At 68.2% G+C, this 17,765-nt stretch carries 16 protein-coding genes; 4 read left to right on the top strand and 12 right to left on the bottom strand.

Annotated elements, in window-relative coordinates:
• The first annotated feature begins 144 nt into the window (after positions 1-144).
• Complete coding sequence (locus tag ACP2AH_RS01755; RefSeq protein ID WP_425104252.1) at positions 145-963, top strand: cell envelope integrity EipB family protein; 819 nt, start codon at positions 145-147, stop codon at positions 961-963.
• Here the strand turns inward: ACP2AH_RS01755 and ACP2AH_RS01750 are convergent.
• Complete coding sequence (locus ACP2AH_RS01750) at positions 920-2,290, bottom strand: DNA polymerase IV (protein ID WP_425104251.1); 1,371 nt, start codon at positions 2,288-2,290, stop codon at positions 920-922. The genes ACP2AH_RS01755 and ACP2AH_RS01750 overlap by 44 nt on opposite strands.
• 24 nt (positions 2,291-2,314) lie before the next feature.
• Positions 2,315-2,617, bottom strand: a complete 303-nt coding sequence (locus ACP2AH_RS01745; protein WP_425104250.1) for a DUF3572 domain-containing protein — start codon at positions 2,615-2,617, stop codon at positions 2,315-2,317.
• Positions 2,618-2,723: 106 nt separating this feature from the next.
• On the opposite strand from ACP2AH_RS01745, the gene ACP2AH_RS01740 reads away from it, so the two are divergent.
• Positions 2,724-3,095 carry a response regulator gene (locus ACP2AH_RS01740; RefSeq protein WP_244376874.1) on the top strand — a complete coding sequence of 124 codons (372 nt, stop codon included), beginning with the start codon at positions 2,724-2,726 and terminating at the stop codon, positions 3,093-3,095.
• Between the two features lie 355 nt (positions 3,096-3,450).
• Here the strand turns inward: ACP2AH_RS01740 and rpmG are convergent, their stop codons facing one another.
• From rpmG to rnr, 5 genes are all read right to left on the bottom strand, one after another.
• Complete coding sequence (gene rpmG / locus ACP2AH_RS01735) at positions 3,451-3,618, bottom strand: 50S ribosomal protein L33 (RefSeq protein ID WP_018390658.1); 168 nt, start codon at positions 3,616-3,618, stop codon at positions 3,451-3,453.
• Positions 3,619-3,749: 131 nt separating this feature from the next.
• On the bottom strand, positions 3,750-4,910 hold the full coding sequence (locus ACP2AH_RS01730; protein WP_425104249.1) for an MFS transporter: 1,161 nt from the start codon (positions 4,908-4,910) through the stop codon (positions 3,750-3,752).
• 118 nt (positions 4,911-5,028) lie between these two features.
• A complete protein-coding gene (locus tag ACP2AH_RS01725; protein ID WP_425104248.1) occupies positions 5,029-5,769 on the bottom strand; it encodes an NUDIX hydrolase in 741 nt (246 codons plus the stop codon).
• Positions 5,770-5,878: 109 nt separating this feature from the next.
• Positions 5,879-6,328, bottom strand: coding sequence for a DUF983 domain-containing protein (locus tag ACP2AH_RS01720; RefSeq protein WP_244376871.1), 450 nt, complete (start codon positions 6,326-6,328; stop codon positions 5,879-5,881).
• A 42-nt stretch (positions 6,329-6,370) separates the two neighbouring features.
• Positions 6,371-8,611 carry a ribonuclease R gene (gene rnr, locus ACP2AH_RS01715; RefSeq protein WP_425104709.1) on the bottom strand — a complete coding sequence of 747 codons (2,241 nt, stop codon included), beginning with the start codon at positions 8,609-8,611 and terminating at the stop codon, positions 6,371-6,373.
• Between the two features lie 267 nt (positions 8,612-8,878).
• Between rnr and ACP2AH_RS01710 the strand changes: the two genes are divergently transcribed.
• Positions 8,879-10,357 carry an MDR family MFS transporter gene (locus tag ACP2AH_RS01710; RefSeq protein ID WP_425104247.1) on the top strand — a complete coding sequence of 493 codons (1,479 nt, stop codon included), beginning with the start codon at positions 8,879-8,881 and terminating at the stop codon, positions 10,355-10,357.
• Between the two features lie 10 nt (positions 10,358-10,367).
• Here ACP2AH_RS01710 and topA read toward each other — a convergent pair whose 3' ends face one another.
• A complete protein-coding gene (topA, locus tag ACP2AH_RS01705) occupies positions 10,368-13,028 on the bottom strand; it encodes a type I DNA topoisomerase (RefSeq protein ID WP_425104246.1) in 2,661 nt (886 codons plus the stop codon).
• A gap of 275 nt (positions 13,029-13,303) precedes the next feature.
• Here topA and ACP2AH_RS01700 point away from each other — a divergent pair, with 275 nt between their 5' ends.
• Complete coding sequence (locus tag ACP2AH_RS01700) at positions 13,304-13,522, top strand: hypothetical protein (RefSeq protein ID WP_425104245.1); 219 nt, start codon at positions 13,304-13,306, stop codon at positions 13,520-13,522.
• A gap of 141 nt (positions 13,523-13,663) precedes the next feature.
• Here the strand turns inward: ACP2AH_RS01700 and dprA are convergent, their stop codons facing one another.
• From dprA to ACP2AH_RS01680, 4 genes are all read right to left on the bottom strand, one after another.
• Complete coding sequence (gene dprA, locus ACP2AH_RS01695) at positions 13,664-14,776, bottom strand: DNA-processing protein DprA (protein ID WP_425104244.1); 1,113 nt, start codon at positions 14,774-14,776, stop codon at positions 13,664-13,666.
• A 3-nt stretch (positions 14,777-14,779) separates the two neighbouring features.
• Positions 14,780-15,385, bottom strand: coding sequence for a glycerol-3-phosphate 1-O-acyltransferase PlsY (gene plsY, locus ACP2AH_RS01690; protein ID WP_425104243.1), 606 nt, complete (start codon positions 15,383-15,385; stop codon positions 14,780-14,782).
• 63 nt (positions 15,386-15,448) lie between these two features.
• On the bottom strand, positions 15,449-16,744 hold the full coding sequence (locus ACP2AH_RS01685; protein ID WP_425104242.1) for a dihydroorotase: 1,296 nt from the start codon (positions 16,742-16,744) through the stop codon (positions 15,449-15,451).
• Positions 16,737-17,690 (bottom strand): aspartate carbamoyltransferase catalytic subunit, encoded by a 954-nt coding sequence (locus ACP2AH_RS01680; RefSeq protein WP_425104241.1) that lies wholly within the window; start codon positions 17,688-17,690, stop codon positions 16,737-16,739. The genes ACP2AH_RS01685 and ACP2AH_RS01680 overlap by 8 nt, the downstream gene beginning before the upstream one ends.
• Positions 17,691-17,765 lie beyond the last annotated feature (75 nt).

Below are 17,765 nucleotides of genomic sequence, written 5' to 3'. Positions count from 1 at the left end.
TATCGTGGATGCGCTGCCCGTCTCGGCATGCGACGGCCAATGAGCGGCAACCGACCTGCAATTGCCATCTTCGATGGGTCATGTTTGGCGGATCGGTTCGCCATTCGCAAGCTGCGACTGACGTCTGCGAGGAGCCCATTACCTATGCCGTCCGCCTGTTTTGTCCGCTCTTCCCTCGCCGCGCTCTTGCTGGGAGCCTCCGCCCTGCCAGCAATGGCGATCCAGCTGTCGCCGCACCGCGCCACCTACGCGGTCTCGCTCGACGCTTCCAAGTCCGGCACCCGTATCAATGGGGCCGAGGGTCGGATCGTTTATGAGATGCGGGGCAGCGCCTGCGCCGGCTATTCGGTCCAACTGCGGCAGGATACCCAGTTGGCGACGGAAGGTGGACGGGTCAACAGCGCGGTTTCGACGGCGACGTGGGAAGATGGCGACGGCAAGTCCTATCGCTTTCGCGTCTCCAACCGCATCAATGGTGAGACCACCGAAGAGGCGGACGGCGTCGCCGAGCGCAAGGACGGCGCATTGACGGTGAAGGCGACCAAGCCGGAACCGCAGACGGTGACGCTCGGCGAGAACGTGCTGCTGCCGACACAGCATGTTCTGCGCCTTATCGGCAGTGCGGAGAGCGGCGAGGCGATCGTCGAAGCGCCGGTATTCGACGGCTCGCCCGATGCGAAGAAGGTCTATGACACGCTGGCCGTGATCGGTCGTGAGACGCGCGACGCCAAGGGCCTCGAAGAAGCCGCGACGGCAGGCGATCTCGCCGGGCGGGCGCGTTTCCCCGTGACGATCAGCTATTATGAGCGAGGCGGTAGCAACGAGACGCCAGATTACGTCATCAGCTTCGACATGTTCGACAACGGCGTGAGCCGCAAGCTGAAGCTCGACTATGGCGAGTTCGCGCTGAACGGCACCCTCATTTCCTACGAGTCGCTCCCGAAGGAAGAGTGCGCGAAATAGGCTCATCCTGCGTGCCCCCGTCATCCGGCCGGTTGCGGTGGGGCTGTTCGGGCTCGCGCCGCGTCGGCGCGTCGAGGGTGATGCCACGGTCGATGATCGTTTTGCCGAAGCGGGCGCGCAGCGAGTCCGTCGCCAGTTCCGCAAGGCCCCGCTTAGTGGCCGAAGTGTCCACGAGGTCGGCCGGGTCGGCCAATGCCGGGTCGGCGAGTTCCGAGACGCCGACGCCGATAAGCCTGAAACGTCGCCCATCGGTTTCGCGGGCCAGCAATTCGCGGGCATGGTCGAAGATGCGGTGGGCGAGGCGGGTTGGGTCTTCCAGCGAGCGGGCGCGGGTGATCAGCCGGAAATCGGCGGTCTTCAGCTTCAGAGTGACCGTGCGGCCGGCGAGGTCCGCGGCCTTCAGCCGGTCGGAGAGCTTGCGGGTGAGCCGGTAGAGTTCCTGTTCCAGCGTGCGATAGTCGGCAATGTCGCTGTCGAATGTCGTTTCCGTCGACACGCTCTTGGTCTCGCGCTCTGGGTTCACGGAGCGCGTATCGATGCCGCGTGCCAGGCGCCACAGTCGCAGCCCCTCATTGCCGAAGCGGCGGGCGAGGGCGGTTTCGTCGGCCGCCTGCAGGTCGGCGATGGTGCGGAAGCCCTCGCGCGCAAGCCGCTCCTGCGTCGCCTTGCCGACCCCCCAGATCGCGCCGACGCTCCGCTCCGCCAGGAAGGCCATGGCCTCCTGTGTCCCAATAACCGCGAAGCCGCGCGGCTTGTCGAGTTCGGAGGCCATCTTTGCGAGGAACTTGTTTGGCGCGAGGCCGACGGAGATGGTGACGCCGATTTCCGTCTCGACCGAACGGGCCAGCCGGGCGAGCGCCCGTGCCGGGTTCTCCCCATGCAGAAGTTCGGTGCCGGCGAGGTCTAAAAAGGCCTCGTCGATCGAAAGCGGCTCCACCAGGGGGGTGAGGCGCAGGAACCGCTCGCGAATCTGCCGCCCGACCGCGACATATTTCGCCATGTTGGGCTTGATGACGGTGGCTTCCGGGCACAAAGCGAGCGCCTTGAACATCGGCATGGCCGAGCGTACGCCCTTGACGCGCGCGAGATAGCAAGCGGTCGAGACCACGCCCCGCTTGCCGCCGCCGATGATGACGGGAACGTCGCGCAGCGCCGGGTCATCGCGCTTCTCCACCGAGGCATAGAAGGCGTCGCAGTCGATATGGGCCACGTGCAGCGTGTCGAGTTCGGCATGGCGCAGCAGCCGCGGGCTGCCGCACTGCGTGCAGCGTCTCTCCTCAGCAGCGACGGTGAGGCAGTCACGGCAGAAGGCCGGCAGACGCGCCATCGCTCTTGCTCCGTGTGCCCCGGCTCAGTCCTCGCCCATTTCGGCGTGGAACAGAATTTCGCGCGCCGCCACCACATGGCCGGGATCGATTTCCGCCTCGCTCGCATGCGCGATGAGAAGATCCTGGCGGTTGATGAGGTAGTCGAGCAGGGCGACATGAAAGGCCGCCGAGCCGGCGACGCCACGCAGATCACCCGGCGATAGCCCGCTCTCCGCCAGAAATGGGCCAATGCGCTCAGGATCGCCAGCGAGAAAGGCGAGGGCGCCCAGCGCCACCTGCCGGGCCGCGTCGATCTGGGAAGGGGGACGGGAGTTGCGGCGTTTCATTTCCGGTTCCGTAAGGAATGGGTGGGTAAAGCTAGCGCATCGACCAGCGGAAGGGTGAGTGATTCCAGCTTGCCCGGTGTGCCGTCGTTGCAGGGACAGTCGACCGATGCCCAAGACCGTTCTGATCGTTGAGGACAATGAGCTCAACATGAAGCTCTTCAACGATCTGCTCGAAGCCCACGGTTATATCACGGTCGGGACGCGCAATGGCGTGGAAGCCCTCGATCTCGCGCGCCGTCATCGGCCGGACCTGATCCTGATGGACATCCAACTCCCTGAGGTTTCAGGCCTTGATGTCACCCGCGCACTGAAGGCCGATCCAGAACTCAAGGCCATTCCCGTTATCGCCGTCACCGCCTTCGCCATGAAGGGCGATGAGGAGCGCATTCGCGAAGGCGGCTGCGAGGCCTATCTTTCCAAGCCGATTTCCGTCGCCAAATTCCTTGAAACCGTGCGCCAGTTCGTGCCGGTGTCCTGAACGGTATCACCGGAGCGCGGAGCTTCGCGCTCCGGTGCGAATCTGCGGCGAAACCCCGTTGCATTTAGCTGCATTTGGGTTAGCTTTTCCTCGGTATCCGTTTGCCCTACGGAGTGCTCGGGTCCGCCGCATCTCCTGGGTCCGTGGGGTCTGGTCGGCGGGCGGTGTCTACGGATGGCCTCTCCGTTCACCGCTCGCCGATTCCCGCCCGCCAGCCGGTACCTCTTCCTCAATCAAAAACGTCCCTCATCGCTGCAGCGTCGCTTAAGATGAGCGGCGGACGTATCTCGATGTTCCGCCAAAGAAAAAGGCGCCAAACGGCGCCTTTTCGCGTCAGAATCCGATAGGCCTCAGATCACTTGATCTTGCCTTCGCGGAATTCGACATGCTTGCGCGCCACCGGGTCGTACTTCTTCACGACCAGCTTGTCGGTCATGGTGCGCGAGTTCTTCTTGGTCACGTAAAAGAAGCCGGTGTCGGCGCTCGACACGAGCTTGATCTTGATGGTCGTTGCCTTGGCCATGACCGGGTCTCCTGGAGCGTGGCTCTCGAACGTGGGGCCGCCACGCCGAAGAAATTGGGTTCGCGCGGCAGAACCGCCGCTCGTTGCGCGTCCGTATCCGTGATCGGCGCGCGAATGTCAAGGAAGCGTGGTCAGCGATCGCGCCAAATCTGTCCTGCCACCACCAGCACATAGAGCACCAGGAAGGCGGCGATCACCCACGCGAAGCCGTGCGGATCAAGCAGTTGCATGCCACCCCCTACAGCTGTGGGGCCGACCGTGAGGCCAATCGAGTACAGCATCACGAAAGCCGCATTCGCGGTGGCGAGTGCCGCACCGTCGAAACGAGCGCCAAGCAAAGCCAGGCCCACCGTATAGAGGCCGGCAACGATTCCCGTGGTGAGAAAGGCCACGGTCCACAGCGCCCAGCTGTCTATGGCGAGATAGGGGATCAGCAGCGCCCCGCCTAGGCTGACAATGCCGCAGCCCAGCAGCAGGCGCCGGCGGTCGACCTTGTCGCTGAGCAGGCCGAGCGGCAACTGCAGCGCGACATTGCCGAGTTCGGCTATGGTGAGCAGCAGAGCGGCGTCGCCGGCATCGAGCCCACGGCGCAGGCCGTAGAGCGGCAGGAAATTGATGATACCGGTTTCCACGGCGCCAAAGATGAAGGCGGCGAGGGTGGCGGCGGGGGCGATCCGCATCAGTGCCCACACGCCGCCCGAGGTGCTCTCCTTCTCGATGGCGGGTGCGCTCGAGGCGCCGATCAGCACGGGAATTCCGGCGAGGCCGAAGAAGGCGGCGCCGCACAGATAGGGCGCCCATCCCTGCGTGCCGACGAGGCTGAGAATGGCCGGGCCGCCGGCGAAGCCGATCGACAGCACCGTGCCGTAAATGCCGATGACCAGTCCGCGCCGGTCGCTCGGCGCGGCGGCGTTGATCCAGAATTCGCTGACCACGAACAGCACGCACAGGGCCGCGCCATAGATGAAGCGCAGCGGAAACCACAGCACGAAGGACGCGGTGACCTTGAAGGCGACAAGGCTGACCGCGGCGCTGAGGATGGCCGCCAGCAGCAGCGGGCCGGCGCCGAGACGACGCACCAGATTCGGCAGAAACGGCGCCAATGCTATGGTTGCGAGCCCACCGACCGCCGTGTTCAGGCCGATCCAGGTCGAGGAAACGCCGCGGTCGTGCAACTCGAAGGCGAGGAGCGGAATCGACAAAGCGAGGCCGAGGCCGACGGCGGAGATGGCGGCAATCGCGGCGGCGATGGAAGCGATATTGATGGGGCGGGCGGCGGCGGGGGCATGCATGGGGTCACCTGAGGCCGGGAAGCGCCTCCCGGGTCGCCCGCTCTAGCCCATGGATGACAAAAGTCGAATGACTTTTGGGAATGACCTCATGCGGCGCGTTTCTGGCCCGCGCCCCCGTTCAGGCCAGTGCCTCGCGATAGACCTTGGCGCCGCGGGAGAAGAAGAACGGCACCGGCTGCCACGGGCGATGGCCGCCGGACAGGCGCGGGGCGACCTCGCCGAGGATCGCGCGTGTGATTTCCGGCACGTCCGCCCGCAACGCCTCGTCGAGCGTAAACCATTGAGCTTCAACGAATTCCGCCTCCGGCCCCACCGTGTCGTCAAGGCGATGGGCGACCTGCGACAGCTCCGCCATGAAGAAGCGCGTGTCGAAGCGGCGGGCGAGGCGGGGCGGGGTGACGGCGCGGGCGACGAAGGTCAACGCCTCCAGATTGGGAAACAGTCCTGCCGCGCCGAAGGGCGCCCAGGCGCCGGGCAGCGGGCCCGGATCGCCGGCCTCCTGCGTGCCGATGAGCAGGCCGACTTCCTCCGCCGTCTCGCGGATGGCGGCGAGCGCCAGCGCGCGGGCACGGCCGGCGCTGGGGCGGCTGACGCGGGCTAACAGCCTGCGTTCGCTCTCGGAATCCAGCATTCCGTAAACCGGTACACGCCGGTCCACCGCGTCCACGCGCCCGCCGGGAAAGACGAATTTGCCCGGCATGAAGCGCAGTGCCGGGTTGCGGCGGCCCAGCAGAAGGCGCGGCGTCTTCTTCGAGCGGTCCACCAGAATCAGCGCCGCCGCGTCCACCGGGCGGATGACCGGGTGCGTCGCGTCGAGCCTTTCGCGGGGAAAGTGGGGGGAAACGTCGGTCAGGCTCATGAGGGCGATACGGTGCGGTGAGGCCGGCCGAAGCGACTGACCGATGAGGACGATGAGGTGGAGTGTGAGACCGACGAGACCGACAAGACCGATCAGGAGCTAAGACCGATCAGGATCCCTTGGCCGCCGGCAGCGCGTCCGTCCGGTGGCTGGGGGGCAGCGCCTCGCGCTCGGAATCGTTCGGATCGAATCCGTGCATGCGCACCGCCCACTGGAATCCGATCAGCGCCCCCTTCACCGGGGGCAGCAGCACCAGCGAGAGGATGAGGGTGAGCGGCAGCCACAGCACGAGGTGGATCCACACCGCCGGGTGCAGCGCCATTTCCACCGCCAGCAGCAGCGGCACGACGATATGCCCGACAATGGTGATGACCATATAGGGCGGCGCGTCGTCGGCGCGATGATGCCACAGCTCCTCGCCGCATTCCGGGCAGTGCTCGTTCACCTTGAGATAGGAGCCGAACATCGCGCCCTTGCCGCAGGCGGGGCAGCGCATGCGGAAGCCGTTCATGATCGCGGGGCCGATCGGGCGGTCGGGCTGGGACTTCTGTGTCTGCATCGCGCTGCGCCTCCGGCGCTGTCTCTGACGCGCCTCTCGGCGCTATCTCCGCTTGCCGAAGCGCTTGGGTCCGTGCGGACGCTCCGTGCTGCGGGCCTGACGCCCGCGGCCGCCGGGGCGGCGCCGGTCGGGCGCTACGTAATTCCCGTCAGATAGTAGTTCGAAGCGCAGCGCGCCAGCCACGGGGGCGGCTTCGACAAGCTTCACTTCGACGCGGTCGCCGAGCCGGTGCATCTCGCCGCTGCGCTCGCCCACCAGCGCGTGGCGGGCCTCGTCATAGCGGTAATAGTCCTGTCCCAGCGTCACGGCGGGAATGAAGCCGTCCGCGCCGGTCTCGTCGAGCGCGACGAAAAGCCCGGCCTTGGTGACGCCGGAAATGCGGGCGCGGAAGGTGGCGCCGATCTGCACCGCCATGTGATGGGCGATCAGCCGGTCGATGGTCTCGCGCTCCGCCGCCATGGCCCGGCGCTCGCTGGCGGAAATGCGGGCGGCGATCTCCGCCAGCTGCTCGGGCGTCGTCGTCTCCGGCAGCCCGTCGGAGCCGAAACCCAGCCCCCGCACCAGTGCCCGGTGCACGATCAGATCGGCATAGCGGCGGATTGGCGAGGTGAAATGCGCGTAGCGGCGCAGATGCAGGCCGAAATGGCCGTAATTCTCATTGGCATATTCCGCCTGCGCCTGGCTGCGCAGGATCACCTGATTGACCAGCGGCGCCATCTCCGTGCCCTCGACCCGGGCGAGGATGTCGTTGAACTGCGCCGGGCGCACGCTCTCGGTCTTCGGCAGCTTGATGTCGAGCGTCTGCAGGAATTCGCGCAGCGCCGACATCTTCTCCAGCGAGGGCTGGTCATGCACGCGGTAGATGAGCGGGATGCGCTTCTCCTCCAGCGTCTCGGCGGCGGCGACATTGGCGAGGATCATGAATTCCTCGATCAGCCGGTGCGCGTCCAGCCGCTCCGGCACCACCACCTTGTCGACCGTGCCGTCGGCTTTCAGCAGGATCTTGCGCTCGGGTAGATCGAGGTCGAGCGGGGCGCGGGCATCGCGCGCCTTCTTCACCGCGCCATAGGCGGCCCAGAGCGGGCGCAGGACGCCTTCCAGCAAGGGATCGGTGACATCGTCCACCCGGCCGTCGATCGCCGCCTGCGCCTGCGCGTAAGCGAGCTTGGCGGCGGAGCGCATCATGATGCGGTGGAAGCTGTGGCGCTTCTTGCGGCCATTGGCGCCCACCACCATGCGCACGGCGAGTGCCGGCCGGTCTTCCAGCGGGCGCAGCGAGCACAGATCGTTGGAGATGCGCTCGGGCAGCATCGGCACCACCCGGTCGGGGAAATACACCGAATTGCCGCGCGCCAGCGCCTCGCGGTCCAGCGCCGAGTTCGGGCGGACATAGGCGGCGACATCGGCGATGGCGACGGTGAGGATGAAGCCGCCCTCATTGTCGGGGTCGAGGTCCGGCGTCGCGTGCACCGCGTCGTCATGGTCCTTGGCGTCCGGCGGGTCGATGGTGACCAGCGGCAGGTCGCGCCAGTCCTCGCGGCCGCGCAGTGAGGCGGGCTGGGCCTCTTCCGCTTCCGCCAGCGCCTCGCGCCGGAAGACGCTGGGAATGCCGTGGGCGTGGATGGCGATGAGGCTGATCGCCTTTTCCGTCGCCACCGAACCCAGGCGCTCCTTCACCTTGGCGGTGGGCAGGCCATAGGCGTGGTGACGGATGATCTCGACCGAGACCAGATCGCCCTCCTGCGCCTCGCCGGTGAAATCCGGCGGGATGGCGAGTTCGCGCCCCATATTGCGCTTGTCGATGGGGGTGAGCCGCCCGCCGCCAGTCTGTATGTCGCGGCGGAAAATGCCGAGCGTGAGCGCGCGGGCCTTCTCGATCACCTTGAGCACGGTGCCGTTATGGCGGATGCGCCCGTCGGCTTCCGGGATTTCCTCGGTCTTCAACAGCACCCGGTCGCCGACCGTCGGCGCCGGGCCGGCGAGACGGCCGCGCCGGGCGAGACGCACGAGAATGCGCGGCGCTTCCCCGCTCTCCTCCTCGTCCCAGTCCACCGGCGTGGCGATGAGTTCGCCATCTTCGTCGCGCTCCACCACTTCCGACAGCACGACGGCGGGGAGCGCGCCCGGCAGATGCAGCTTGCGCCGCTTGCTCCCGATCAGGCCCTCATCCGCCAGCTCGCGCAGCAGCTCCTTCAGCGCGATGCGGTCGCTGCCGTCGAGCCCAAACGCGCGCGAAATCTCCCGCTTGCCGACATCACCGCCCTGCGAGGCGATGAAGGCGATCAATTCCTCGCGACCGGGCAGACCCTTGGTCAGGCCGGCGGGAAGGGCAGGGCGGGCGGGCTTGCGGCCCTTCGGCTTGATAGGTTTACGCACGATTCACCGCGTTTGGAGGGCTGACCTGACGCTATCGCCTCCGGCGCGCCGCGTCGACCGGGCGCGGGGGCTGACGTTGCGGCACGGGCGGCCGTTCGCTTGCAATTGACCGCCAACAGGCGGAATTTGCCGCGCTTTCGCGGCGCGCCGTTGGCGCCGAGCTGGATTCGTATCATGGATGCCCGCACGCCGGAGGCGACCGACGCGTCGCTGTCCCATAGCGAGATTCGCGTCATCGTCACCGGCGTGATGGTGGCGATGTTCCTCAGCGCACTCGACCAGACCATCATCGCCACCGCCCTGCCGACCATTGGCGGCAGTTTCGGCGATCTGGAAAACCTGACCTGGGTGGTGACCGCCTATCTGCTCACCGGCACGGCCATCACGCCGCTGGTGGGCAAGTTCGCCGATATTCACGGGCCGCGCCCGGTGCTGCTGGCTTCCATCGGCACCTTCCTCATCGGCTCGGTGCTGTGCGCCACCGCGCAGAACATGCCGTGGCTGATCGCGGCGCGCGCGGTGCAGGGGTTGGGCGGCGGCGGGCTGATCGCGCTGGCGCAGACGATTATCGGCCTGCTCATCGCCCCGCGCGAACGCGGGCGCTACCAGGGCTATTTCGCCATCGTTTTCATCACCTCGAGCATCGCCGGGCCGATCCTCGGCGGTTTCTTCGCCGAACATCTGCACTGGTCGCTGATTTTCTGGATCAATGTCCCGCTCGGCCTGGTGGCGGCACTGATGAGCGACCGCTCGCTGCGGCGGCTGCCGGCGCATCATCACCCGCACCGGCTCGATATTCTCGGCGCCTTCCTCATGTGCGCCGGGACGGTGGCGCTGCTGATGGCGCTGAGCTGGGGCGGCACCGAGTTCCGCTGGTTCTCGCTGCCCATTCTCGGCCTGCTGGCGCTGGCGGTGCTGCTCTGGGTCGGCTTCGCCTTCAGGGTCGCCACCGCGACCGAGCCGCTGGTGCCGCTCGCCGTGCTGTCCAACAAGGTGGTGCGCACGGGCGTGCCCGCCGCCGCCTTTGCCATGGGCACGCTGGTGGGCCTATCGATCCAGATGCCGCTCTATCTCGAGGGGGTGATGGGCCTCTCCGCCTCGCAATCCGGGCTGGCGCTGATACCGCTCATGGCGGGCGTGGTGGTGGGGGCGACCGGCGCGGGGCGGGTGATGGGCCATATCGCCCATTACAAGCGCCTGCCGATCCTCGGCCTGCTCGCCAGCATCGCCGCGCTCGGCGCGCTGGCGCTGTGGCCGCTCGGCCTGCCGATCGCGGTGGTCGGGGTGGCCATGGGCATTGCCGGCATGGGGCTCGGCACCGTGCTGCCGGTGACAACGGTGGCGGTGCAGAACGCCGTGCCGCTGCCGCAGATGGGCACCGCGACCGGGGTGGTGAACCTGTTCCGCTCGCTCGGCGCGGCGGTGCTCACCGCCGGCTTCGGCGCCATCGTCATCGGCCTGTCGGGCATCGAGAGCAGCGCGCTGCTGGAGCGGCTGCTGGAAGGGCGGGCACAGGTGGCGCCGCTCGCCGGCGCCTTCCGCTGGGTGTTCGTGGCAGCGGCGGGGGCGCTCGCCGTGTCGCTGCTCGCCATGCTGGCGATGGAGGAGCGCCCGCTGCGCTCCGGCCATCCCCCCGCGCCGCTGCCGGAATAGGCGCCGGCGCTCAGCCGGCCGCCGTCTTCTTCGCCGCCGCCTTCTTGGCGGGAGCCTTTTTCGCCGCCGGCTTCTTGGCGGTGGCGGCCTTCTTCGCCGGCGCCTTCTCAGTGGCCGGCTTCGCCGCGGCGCGGCGCGCGGGCTTGGCCGGCGCGGAGCCGGCCTTGGCGGTGATGAGTTCCACCGCCTGTTGCAGCGTTACCGCTTCCGGGTCCATGTCCTTGGGCAGTGTGGCGTTCACCTTGCCATGGTTGACATATGCGCCGAAGCGGCCCGGCCGCACGGTGATCGCCCCGCCGAGCGTGGGATGCTCGCCGAGCTCGCGCCCGCCGACCGCGCCGCGCCGGCCGGGGCCCTTGCTCTGCTTGTCGGCGATCAGCGCCACCGCCCGGTTGAGGCCGATGGCGAGAATGTCGTCGCCCGGCTCGATATTGGCGTAGGTCTTGCCGGTCTGGACATAGGGGCCAAAGCGGCCGATGCCGGCGAGGATCGGCTCGCCGGTCTCGGGATGAAGGCCGATCTCGCGCGGCAGGGAGAGCAGCGCCAGCGCGGTGTCGAGATCGACATCGGCGGGCGCGAGGCCCTTGGGCAGGCTGGAACGCTTGGGCTTCTCGCCGTCCTTGCCCTCGCCAAGCTGGAGATAGGTGCCGAAGCGCCCGGCGCGGATGGTCACTTCCAGCCCCGTCACCGGATCGGTGCCGAGCACGCGGGTGCCGTTGGCGTCACCGCCATTGGCCTCGTCCGCCCCCTGCGCCGCCAGCGGGCGGGTGTATTTGCATTCGGGATAGTTCGAGCAGCCGATGAAGGCGCCGAACTTGCCGACCTTCAGCGACAGCCGGCCGGTGCCGCAGGTCGGGCAGATGCGCGGGTCCGAACCGTCTTCCTTGGGCGGGAAGATGTGCGCGGTGAGCATGCCGTCGAGCGCGGAGATGACATCGGAGACACGCAGCTCCTTGGTCTCGCCGACGGCGGCCATGAAGTCGCGCCAGAAGTCGCGCAGCACGTCCTTCCACTGCAGCTCGCCATTGGAGATGCGGTCGAGCTTCTCCTCAAGGTCGGCGGTGAAGTCGTATTCGACATAGCGGTCGAAGAAGCTCTCGAGGAAGGCCGTGACGAGACGGCCCTTGTCCTCGGGCACCAGACGGCGCTTGTCGAGCTTCACATATTCGCGGTCGCGCAGCACGGCGAGCACGGAGGCATAGGTAGAGGGCCGGCCGATGCCGAGCTCTTCCATGCGCTTGACCAGCGACGCCTCGGAATAGCGCGGCGGCGGCTCGGTGAAGTGCTGGTCGGCCTTGATGCCCTTGCTTGCGAGCGCTTCGCCCGCCGCCATGGAGGGCAGGCGACGGCTCTCCTCATCCTCCTCGTCGTCGTCGCTCCCCTCGCGGTAGAGGGTGAGGAAGCCGTCGAACTTGATGACCGTGCCGGTGGCGCGCAGCTCCAGCGCCCGGCCGCCCGCTTTCGCGTCGATATCGACCGTGGTGCGTTCCAGCTCGGCCGATTCCATCTGGCTGGCGATGGTGCGCAGCCAGATCAGCTCATAGAGCTTGGCCTGGTCGGGCTCCACCTGGCGGATGACATCCTTCGGCCGGCGGGACAGCTCGGTCGGGCGGATCGCCTCATGCGCTTCCTGCGCGTTCTTCGCCTTGGCGGTGTATTTGCGCGGGGCGGACGGCACATAGCGCTCGCCATAGTCGCGGGCGATGACGGAGCGGGCGCCGGCGACCGCTTCCGGCGCCATGTCGACGCCGTCGGTACGCATATAGGTGATGAGGCCGACGGTCTCGCCGCCGACATCGACGCCCTCATAGAGCCGCTGCGCGATGCGCATGGTGATGGCCGGGGCGAAGCCGAGCTTGCGGCTCGCCTCCTGCTGCAGCGTGGAGGTGGTGAAGGGCGGGGACGGGTTGCGGCGGGCCGGCTTGGCCTCGACCGAGCGCACCTTGAAATCCGCCTTTTCCAGCGCGGCGCGGAAATCGGCCGCCTCGGCCTCGGTGCCGACATCCAGCCGGGTGATCTTCTTGCCGTCGGCGCCGACGAGGCGGGCCTCGAAAGTCTCCTGCCGGGGCGTCGCCAGCTGGGCGGCGATGGACCAGTATTCGCGCTTGACGAAGGTCTCGATCTCGCGCTCGCGGTCGCAGACGAGGCGCAGCGCCACCGACTGCACGCGCCCGGCCGAGCGGGCGCCGGGCAGCTTGCGCCACAGCACGGGCGAGAGGGTGAAGCCGACGAGATAATCGAGCGCGCGGCGGGCGAGATAGGCATCGACCAGCGCGGCGTCGATGACGCGCGGATGCTGCATCGCCTCCAGCACCGCCTGCTTGGTGATGGCGTTGAAGACGACGCGCGAGACCGGCTGCGCCTTCAGCGCGCGCTTTTCCTTCAGCACTTCCAGCACGTGCCAGGAAATCGCCTCGCCTTCGCGATCCGGGTCGGTGGCGAGAATGAGGCCGTCCGCCTCCTTCACCGCGCGGGCGATATCGGACAATCGCTTCTGCGCCTTGGGATCGACGTCCCACAGCATGCGGAAATCGTCGTCGGGATTGACCGAGCCATCCTTCGCCGGAAGGTCGCGTACGTGCCCATACGAGGCGAAAACCTCGTAGCCCGAGCCGAGATATTTGTTGATCGTCTTCGCCTTGGCAGGCGATTCGACGATGACGACCTGCATGTGCGCGCCACGTCCTTTGAGGGGTCCAGCCCCGAGAGGCCGGGAAAATGGGGTAGAGGCCCCGGTGTGTCAAATGCCAAGCACGCGCCGTGCCGGGGACGGACGCCCGGGGCAGGGTTTCGCAGGTAATTAAGCCCGCCGGTCGCAGCCGCAGCGGGGTGGTCGCGCGCTACGCGGTAAGGTTGTGTAATATTCAGGAATGCACGCATTTGGCGTGACATGTCCCCGCGCTGTGGTACGCTGTTCCGTGCCGCTATCAGCAACGGGCGCCTGACGTGACCGAAAATGATCCTGCGCATAGGACGGTGAAGGAAGCGGCGGAGTATATCGCCGCCCTCACACAGGAACTGGCGACGCTCGCCGCCCGTAACAACCTGGACATGCTGGGCTATCTGCTTGAGATGGCCTGCGTGGAGGCTCGCGAAACGGCCCACCGGGAGACCGCGCCGCGCCGGGTCGGACGGCGAGGGGCACCCTCCGTCGAGGCGCCTTAGAGCACGTTCCGATCGGATTGCACCGCCATCAGATCGGTAAAACGTCCTCTAGGCATAATTCAGAGACTGATTAACCGATCCGGTTGTTTCAACCTGATCGGATCAGGCTTTAGGCGCGCGAGGCGCAGGCCGCGGCTGTATTTAAAGCAGCAGCGAGACGCTGCCGTCGCGGTGGCGTTCCAGCCGGCCCGCCAGTTCCAGTTCCAGCAGCAGGATCTGCACCTCGCTGACCCGGGCGCCCGACAGCGCCACGAGATCGTCCACCGCCAGCGGCGAGGGGCCGAGCAGGCTGAGAATCCGCGAGCGCATGTCGTCGCTCGGCTCGGCCGCCTCCATGCCCGGCGTGTCTTCTTCCATATCCAGCGCGGGCGGCCGGTCGCGCAGCGTGGCGAGCGCTTCCAGCACGTCTTCCGCCCCGGTGACCAGCGCGGCGCCCTGCCGGATCAGCGCATTGGTGCCGCCGGCGCGCGGATCGAGCGGCGAACCCGGCACGGCCAGCACCTCGCGCCCCTGCTCGGCGGCGAGGCGGGCGGTAATCAGCGAGCCGGAGCGCTCCGCCGCTTCCACCACCACGACGCCGAGCGAGAGGCCGGACACCAGCCGGTTGCGGCGGGGAAAATCGCGGGCACGCGGCTCCCAGCCCATCGGCATTTCCGTGAGGATCGCGCCCTCTTCGGCGATGCGGGCCATCAGCGGCTCGTTCTCGCGCGGGTAGGGGCGGTCATGCCCGCCGGCGATGACGGCGATGGTGCCGGTGGCAAGGCTCGCCTCATGGGCGGCGGCGTCGATGCCCCGCGCCAGCCCCGAGGCGACGGCCCAGCCCGCGAGGCCGAGGCCGCGCGCCATGCGTGCCGTGATCATCCGGCCGGCGCCGGAGGCGTTGCGCGCCCCGACAATGGCGACGGTGGGCTGCGCCAGCACCTCCGCCCGGCCGCGCAAGGCAAGGAGCGGCGGCGCGTCGTCGATGGTGCGCAGCAGGGCCGGGTATTCCGGCTCGCCCAACGCGATGAAGCGCCCGCCCATCCGCGCCAGCGCCGCCATCTCGGCCTCGGCCTCGGCAATGGACGGCACGCGCGGGGGCAGCAGCCCGCCGCCGCGCCGCGCCAGAGCGGGCAGGGCGTCGAGCGCGGCGGCGGCCCCGCCGAAACGGTTGATCAGGCTGCGGAAGGCGCGGGGGCCGACATGCTCGGCGCGGATGAGGCGGAGCCAGTCGCGGCGCTGTTCGGGATCGAGATGAACGCCGCGCCCGCTCACGCGCTACCCCTTTTTGCCGATGCGCCCTTCGGTGCCGTCGAGGAGGCGGCTTATGTTGGCCCGGTGCATGAACCACAGCAGGGCGGCGAGAAGGCTCAGCAGCACGCCGACGGGGGTCGAGGCGAGAAAATACGCTGACAGCGCGGTGGCGACGCTCGCCACCAGCGCGGCGAGTGACGAATAGCGGGTGAGAAACGCCACGCCGAGCCAGGCGGCGGCGAAGACCAGCGCCGCCGGCCAGGCCAGCGCCAGCGTCACGCCGAGAAAGGTGGCGACGCCCTTGCCGCCCTTGAACCCCAGCCAGACCGGGAAGAGATGGCCGAGAAAGGCGCCCAGCGCCGCCGCCAGCGCGGCCTCGGGGCCGAGCCACGCCAGCGCCAGCAGCACGGCCACGGTGCCCTTCAGCGCATCGCCCAGCAGCGTTGCCGCCGCCAGCCCCTTGCGGCCGGTGCGCAGCACATTGGTGGCGCCGATATTGCCGGAGCCGATGCTGCGGATATCCTGCGTCCCGGCCATCCGGGTGAGCAGGAGGCCGAACGGGATCGAGCCGAGGGCGTAACCCAGCAGCAACGCGGCGATGCTCGACAGAGCGGGCAGGGACGGGTTCATGCCTGCGACCTTACAGACTTCCGGGCGGTTGCACAGAGGGGCGCGGGCGCGCTGTGGCGCCCGTCACACATATTCATAGACGGTGCGGCCGGCGACCAGCGTGCGCACCACCCGGCCCTCGAAACGCGCCTCGTCGAAGGGCGTGTTGCGGCAGCGCGATTTGAGGGTGAGCGGATCGAGAATCCAGGCGTCGTCCAGCGCGAGCAGGGCGATATCCGCCCGCGCGCCGGGGCGCAGCGTGCCGGCGGGCAGGCCGAGACGTTCCGCCGGCTTGGTCGACATGGCGCGGATCAGCGTCATCAGATCGAGCGCGCCTGAGGTGACGAGGCGCAGGCCGGCGGCGAGCATGGTCTCCAGCCCCACCGCGCCGAAGGCGGCCTCGGAGAAGGGCAGGCGCTTCACCTCGACATCCTGCGGGTTATGGTCGGAGACGATGATGTCGACCAGCCCTTCCGCCACCGCCTGCACCAGCGCGAGGCGGTCGTCCTCGGCCCGCAGCGGCGGGGTGAGCTTGAAGAAGGTGCGGTAGCCGACCACGTCGCGCTCGTTCAGCGTCAGGTGGTTGATGGAGGCCGAGGCGGTCACGTCGATGCCCGCGTCCTTGGCCCGGCGCAGCACCTCCAGCGAATCGGCGCAGGTGAGCGAGGCGGCGTGGTAGCGCCCGCCGGTGATGGCGGCGAGCCGCACATCGCGCTCGAACACGATGGTCTCCGCCGCTTTCGACAGACCGGCGAGGCCGAGGCGCGAGGCGAGTTCGCCTTCATTCATAACGCCTTCGCCGGCGAGGCTCGCATCCTGGGTGTGGTGGACGATGAGCGCGCCGAAATCGCGGCCATAGGTCAGCGCGCGGCGCAGCACCTGCGCCGAACCGATGGAGCCTGTGCCGTCGGTGAAGGCGACCGCGCCGGCGGCGCCGAGCAGGCCGATCTCCGTCATCTCCCGCCCTTCCAGACCCTTGGTGAGGGCGGCCATGGGGTGGACATGGACGATGGCGGTGTCGCGCGCCCGGCGCAGGATGAAGTCGACGATGGCGGGATCGTCGATGACAGGATCGGTGTCGGGCTGGCAGATGATGGTGGTGACGCCGCCCGCCGCCGCCGCCTGGCTGGCCGAGGCCAGCGTCTCGCGGTGCTCGGCGCCGGGCTCGCCGATGAAGGCGCGCATGTCGACAAGGCCCGGCACGGCGACCAGCCGGCGGCAGTCGACGATCTCCGTCTCCGGCGGCAGGCCGTCGGCAAGGTTCGGGGCGATGTCCTTGATCACCCCGTCGGCGATGAGAATGTCGCCGCGCGTGTCGAGGTCGCGCGAGGGGTCGATCAGGCGCGCCTTGGCGAGCAGGATGGGGCGGGGCTCATGCATTGGGCAAATTCCGCGACAGCGCGTCCAGCACGGCCATGCGGACGGCGACGCCCATCTCGACCTGCTCACGGATGAGGGACTGGGCGCCATCGGCCACCGCCGAATCGATCTCGACGCCGCGATTCATCGGGCCGGGATGCATCACCAGCGCGTCGGGCTTGGCATAGCGCAGCTTGGCCTCGTCCAGCCCCCAGAAGTGGAAATATTCTTTCACCGAGGGCACATAGGAGCCGTTCATGCGTTCGCGCTGGAGGCGCAGCATCATGACGATATCGACATCCGCCAGCCCGGTCCGCATGTCGCCGTAGACGGTGACGCCGAAGCGCTCGATGTCCTTGGGCAGGAGGGTCGGCGGGGCGATGACCCGCACCTGCGCGCCGAGCGCCTGCAGCAGCAGGATGTTGGAGCGGGCGACGCGCGAATGGGTGATGTCGCCGCAAATGGCGACGGTGAGGCCCTGGATGCGGCCCTTGTTGCGGCGGATGGTGAGCGCGTCGAGCAGCGCCTGGGTCGGGTGCTCATGGGCGCCGTCGCCGGCATTGACCACGGCGCAGTCGACCTTGCGGGCGAGCAGCTCCACCGCGCCGGAGGCGCTGTGGCGGACGATCAGCACATCCGGGTGCATGGCGTTGAGCGTCGCGGCGGTGTCGATGAGCGTCTCGCCCTTCTTCACCGAGGAGGTGGAGACCGACATGTTCATCACATCGGCGCCGAGGCGCTTGCCGGCGATCTCGAACGAGGCCTGGGTGCGGGTCGAGGCCTCGAAGAACAGGTTGATCTGGGTGCGCCCGCGCAGGGTCGCCCGTTTCTTCTCCACCTGGCGGTTGAGAAGCACGAACTCTTCGGCAAGATCGAGCAGGCCGACGATCTCCTCGGGAGACAGGCCCTCGATGCCGAGAAGGTGGCGGCGCGGAAGGGTGAAGCTGGCAGTCGGGTTCGATGTCATATCGAAGTCGGCTGGATAGAGGCGGCGGGGGACGACGGCAAGCAGTTTAGCGCCGCAGGGCGTATTTCTCCGCGC

Origin of the sequence: Ancylobacter sp. (assembly GCF_965249975.1) — a bacterium.
Classification (GTDB): domain Bacteria; phylum Pseudomonadota; class Alphaproteobacteria; order Rhizobiales; family Xanthobacteraceae; genus Ancylobacter.
Note: the sequence above shows the minus strand (reverse complement) of the source record. Positions and strands in the feature narration are given on the sequence as shown.

Coding starts and splice junctions, on each gene's coding strand:
- ACP2AH_RS01755 (WP_425104252.1), top strand. CDS start 145: ATGCCGTCCGCCTGTTTTGTCCGCTCTTCCCTCGCCGCGCTCTTGCTG.
- ACP2AH_RS01750 (WP_425104251.1), bottom strand. CDS start 2,290: ATGGCGCGTCTGCCGGCCTTCTGCCGTGACTGCCTCACCGTCGCTGCT.
- ACP2AH_RS01745 (WP_425104250.1), bottom strand. CDS start 2,617: ATGAAACGCCGCAACTCCCGTCCCCCTTCCCAGATCGACGCGGCCCGG.
- ACP2AH_RS01740 (WP_244376874.1), top strand. CDS start 2,724: ATGCCCAAGACCGTTCTGATCGTTGAGGACAATGAGCTCAACATGAAG.
- rpmG (WP_018390658.1), bottom strand. CDS start 3,618: ATGGCCAAGGCAACGACCATCAAGATCAAGCTCGTGTCGAGCGCCGAC.
- ACP2AH_RS01730 (WP_425104249.1), bottom strand. CDS start 4,910: ATGCATGCCCCCGCCGCCGCCCGCCCCATCAATATCGCTTCCATCGCC.
- ACP2AH_RS01725 (WP_425104248.1), bottom strand. CDS start 5,769: ATGAGCCTGACCGACGTTTCCCCCCACTTTCCCCGCGAAAGGCTCGAC.
- ACP2AH_RS01720 (WP_244376871.1), bottom strand. CDS start 6,328: ATGCAGACACAGAAGTCCCAGCCCGACCGCCCGATCGGCCCCGCGATC.
- ACP2AH_RS01710 (WP_425104247.1), top strand. CDS start 8,879: ATGGATGCCCGCACGCCGGAGGCGACCGACGCGTCGCTGTCCCATAGC.
- topA (WP_425104246.1), bottom strand. CDS start 13,028: ATGCAGGTCGTCATCGTCGAATCGCCTGCCAAGGCGAAGACGATCAAC.
- plsY (WP_425104243.1), bottom strand. CDS start 15,385: ATGAACCCGTCCCTGCCCGCTCTGTCGAGCATCGCCGCGTTGCTGCTG.
- ACP2AH_RS01685 (WP_425104242.1), bottom strand. CDS start 16,744: ATGCATGAGCCCCGCCCCATCCTGCTCGCCAAGGCGCGCCTGATCGAC.
- ACP2AH_RS01680 (WP_425104241.1), bottom strand. CDS start 17,690: ATGACATCGAACCCGACTGCCAGCTTCACCCTTCCGCGCCGCCACCTT.